At 67.4% G+C, this 3531-nt stretch carries 4 protein-coding genes; all 4 read right to left on the bottom strand.

The genetic code is table 11. The annotated features are described in order from the left end of the window. Positions 1-334: 334 nt before the first annotated feature. The 4 genes from WA965_RS19710 to WA965_RS19695 are packed head-to-tail and all read right to left on the bottom strand — an operon-like array spanning position 335 to position 3275. A complete protein-coding gene (locus WA965_RS19710) occupies positions 335-985 on the bottom strand; it encodes an MOSC domain-containing protein (RefSeq protein WP_526299682.1) in 651 nt (216 codons plus the stop codon). Positions 986-1013: 28 nt separating this feature from the next. Next, positions 1014-1400, bottom strand: coding sequence for a DUF2237 family protein (locus WA965_RS19705; protein ID WP_526299688.1), 387 nt, complete (start codon positions 1398-1400; stop codon positions 1014-1016). A gap of 30 nt (positions 1401-1430) precedes the next feature. Further along, positions 1431-2507, bottom strand: coding sequence for a CobW family GTP-binding protein (locus tag WA965_RS19700; RefSeq protein ID WP_526299684.1), 1077 nt, complete (start codon positions 2505-2507; stop codon positions 1431-1433). A gap of 15 nt (positions 2508-2522) precedes the next feature. After that, a complete protein-coding gene (locus tag WA965_RS19695; protein ID WP_526299686.1) occupies positions 2523-3275 on the bottom strand; it encodes an SDR family NAD(P)-dependent oxidoreductase in 753 nt (250 codons plus the stop codon). Between the last annotated feature and the right edge of the window lie 256 nt (positions 3276-3531).

Here is a 3531-nt window from a genome sequence, read left to right as displayed (position 1 = left end):
CGCCGGTTCTGTTGTGTTTGAACTGTCCTTTGGCGGGTACGACCAGCCAAGGCGGTGATCATCCTGGATGAAGGAGTGACCATGTCGCAGCACAGACGGCCTCGGCGAGGTCTGCCCGAGATGTTCTCGCGAGCGCGGACCGCGGTACTCGGTTGGCGTACTCCGCATGAACACGCTGCCCCTCACGGCGTGGCACCGGACGCGGCGGTGCACTGGTGGAGAGCGCTCTAGGGTCGTGCCACAGGCGAAGGCCTAGGCGACAGCTCTAGACGATGCTGACGTCGGTGTGGTTCGGAGCGGTCGCCCTCCGCGGTCCGTGTAAACGCCGATCGAATCACGCGCTGCGACGGGCGATCTGCTGCTTGATCTTCTCGGGCAGCGCATCCGCCGGCGCCAGGGTGGGCAGTAGGTCGGGCTCGAGCATCAACGCGCGGAACACGGTGCCGATCGTCACCGAGTGGTCCGGACGGCTGGCGACCTCGATCCGATCACCTGCGCACATGGTCCCCGGCTCGACCACGCGGAAGTACGCACCGGGCAGTTTCGCGGCGGTGAACGTCTTGATCCACCCGGGGATGTCCAGCCAGGTGGTGAACGTCTTGCACGGCGTCCGCGGACTCGTGACTTCGAGAATCAGTCCGTCGGTCCCGACGGCCCATCGTTCGCCGACCAGGCATTCGGTGAGATCCACACCGGACGTCGTGATGTTCTCCCCGAACATCCCGTTGGTCAGATCCCGCTCGAGCCGTGACTGCCAGCTGTCGAGATCCTCACGCGCATAGGCATATACAGCCTGATCGTCGCCACCGTGGTGCCGTGAATTGCAGACTGAGTCGCCCACGACGCCACTGCCGAGCCCGCCCTTCCTGGGCCCGGGTGCACGGACCTCGAGCGGTTCGTCACTGGGACGCTTGTTGATGCCGGTCCGCAGCCCGCCGAGATCAGTGGGCGCCTGGGCCGTGTTCACAGTCAATACCGATGGCATACCGAAGGCTAACCTGGTCGTCGTCGTCCTACATTCCCGCCAGATCGTCGGGAACGTCGACACCGTACTGCCGGAGTACGTCCAACGGCACGACCTCGAGCGTGCGTTCGTGGGTGGATGCCAGCACCACCGGGCATGCGTAGCCGTCCTCGTGTGCGCGCAGCCAGTTCACGGCGGTCACACACCAGCGATCGCCGGGAGCCAACCCGGGGAACCGGTAGGCGGGCATGGGGGTCGACAGGTCGTTGCCGATCGAGCGCTGGTGCTCGAGGAACTCCGCCGTCACCACCGCGCAGATGGTGTGCCGCCCGAGATCTTCATCGCCGGTGCTGCAGCACCCGTCGCGATAGAAGCCGGTCAATGGTTCGGTGCCGCACGGATCCAGTGGTGCGCCCAGCACGTTCAGTTCAGGGATCGCGCGTTCAGCCATGACGCCAGTATGCGATCAGATGCTCAACCGGCGGTAGCGCTGCAGCCGCCGGACGCCCTGCGCGGACGCCACGCCGCTGACCGGGGCGAGTGCCGAGCGCAGCCGATCTCGAACCTGATCGGTGTCCAGCCCCATGCCGATCGCGACCAGACAGTTGGCGTTCGTGCCGCTCGGGGCGACACCTTTCGGGGCGATACCTCCCGGGGCGATACCTCCCGGGGCGATGGCAATGTGTACCGACGGGCCCACGACGTTGACGACGTAGACGCGGGTGGTGTTGCGGTAGCGCACCGCAATGGTGCCCTTGATCCGGTATACGCCCGCCGGCGGGTGCTCCAGCACGTCGATGACAGCGCCGGGGTCCACGCACCCGTCTCCGACGACCGTGACGGAATCCGCGTGGACGTGGTCGTGGTCGCCGGCGTGGGGGGTGACGTTCTCGGTATCGAAGAGCAACTCGCGGAACGTGAGCTGGCCCGTCTCCTCACCGGTGACGGACACGTCATAGAGCAGCGCCGGGTCGATCCGCCCCGCGGTCGCCCCGACCACCTGTGCATGCGGGTTGCATTCGCGGACCCTGTTCTCGATGCGCTGCAGCGCCGCTGTGCGGTCGCCGTCCGCGACCTGGTCGAGCTTGTTGACGACCACCAGCGTCGCGGCGCCGTAGCGAGCCGGCGGAGCAGGGTCCCGGTCCACGGTGTCGAAGTGGGTGGCGGCATCGAGCACGTCGACGACTCCGCCCGGTCGGACGTTGTCGACCCCGCTGAAGCGGATGATGCGGGAGATCGCGACGGGATCGGCGAGACCGCTGGCCTCGACGATGATGGCGTCGAGCCGGAGCTCAGGGTCGGCGAGACGGGCCAGCGCGACATCGAGGCCGCCGTCGTCGGGCAGGCAGCAGATGCACCCGCCGGCGATCGACGCCGGCTCGTCCACCTGTCCGGTCACCAGCGCGGCGTCGACGTTGAGCTCACCGAAATCGTTGATCACCACCCCGATCCGCGCCAGGGGACTGCGCAGCACGTGATTGAGCAACGTCGTCTTGCCGGCGCCGAGATAGCCGGTCAACGCGATGACGGGAACCGCTTGCACACTCGATCCTTCTGTTCAGCGGAAGCCGGCGGCCCCGCCGTCGACCATGATCGTCTGAGCGGTGACGAACGACGAATCGTCGCCCAACAGGAAGCACACCACCGGTCCGATATCGGAGCCCACATCGCCGAGGCGCCCCATCGGAACACCGCGCAGGGTGCGCTCGTAGCTCTCCGGCGCCAGCTCGCGCCACATGCTTATGCTCTCTGTCTCGGCGAACGGGCACACCACGTTGACCCGGATGTTGAGCCGACCCCATTCCAGCGCAGCCACTTTCGACATTCCCCGGATCGCTTCCTTGGCCGCCGCGTAGGCGCCGAACTTCGGCTTTCCCACGGTGCCGGAACCCGATCCGAGGTTGACGATGCTTCCACCGCCGTTGTCGGCGAACACCGGATACGCCGCCTGCATCAACTCGAAGGTGGCGCGCGGTCCGACGTCGAAGACCAGTTCGTAGTCCTCGCGAGTGATGGCCTGGAACGGCTTCGGCTCGTTGGTGGCGATGGCGTTGTTGACCAGACCGTGCAATCCGCCGAACGTGGTCAGCGCCGAGTCCACGATGCGGTTCGCGCAGTCGCGGTCTCTCAGGTCGGCTACCAGCAGCGCCACCGCACCGCCTGCCGCCCGAAGGCCTTCGGCGGTCTGGGTGAGCATGCCTTCGTCGCGGTCGACGAGCAGCACCGACGCGCCGCGCTCGACCAGTGCGGTCGAGATGCCCTTACCGACACCCCGGGCCGCCCCGGTCACGATCACCACCTTGCCGTCCATGCTGGCCACCGTAGCCACCACTGGTTCCTGACACGCCGAAGGGCCGGGCCTGATCTCGGGGAATCAGGCCCGGCCCTAAGGCAACGGTTACCTCGTCAGGTCAGGGTGCGGGGATGGTCGCGCAGCCCACACCGGGGATGCAACCACTCGCGCCACCCGGTCCCGCGGTCCCGCTCGGTCCACCGGGGATGGCGCCGGTGGCGCCCTCCGGTCCTGCGGCACCGCTCACGCCACCGGGGTTGGTGCTTCCGCTGAC

It is taken from the genome of Mycobacterium sp., assembly GCF_049683935.1.
In the GTDB taxonomy this organism is placed as follows: Bacteria; Actinomycetota; Actinomycetes; order Mycobacteriales; family Mycobacteriaceae; genus Mycobacterium.
The sequence above is the reverse complement of the archived record's forward strand: the minus strand, read 5'-3'. Positions and strand labels throughout refer to the sequence as shown.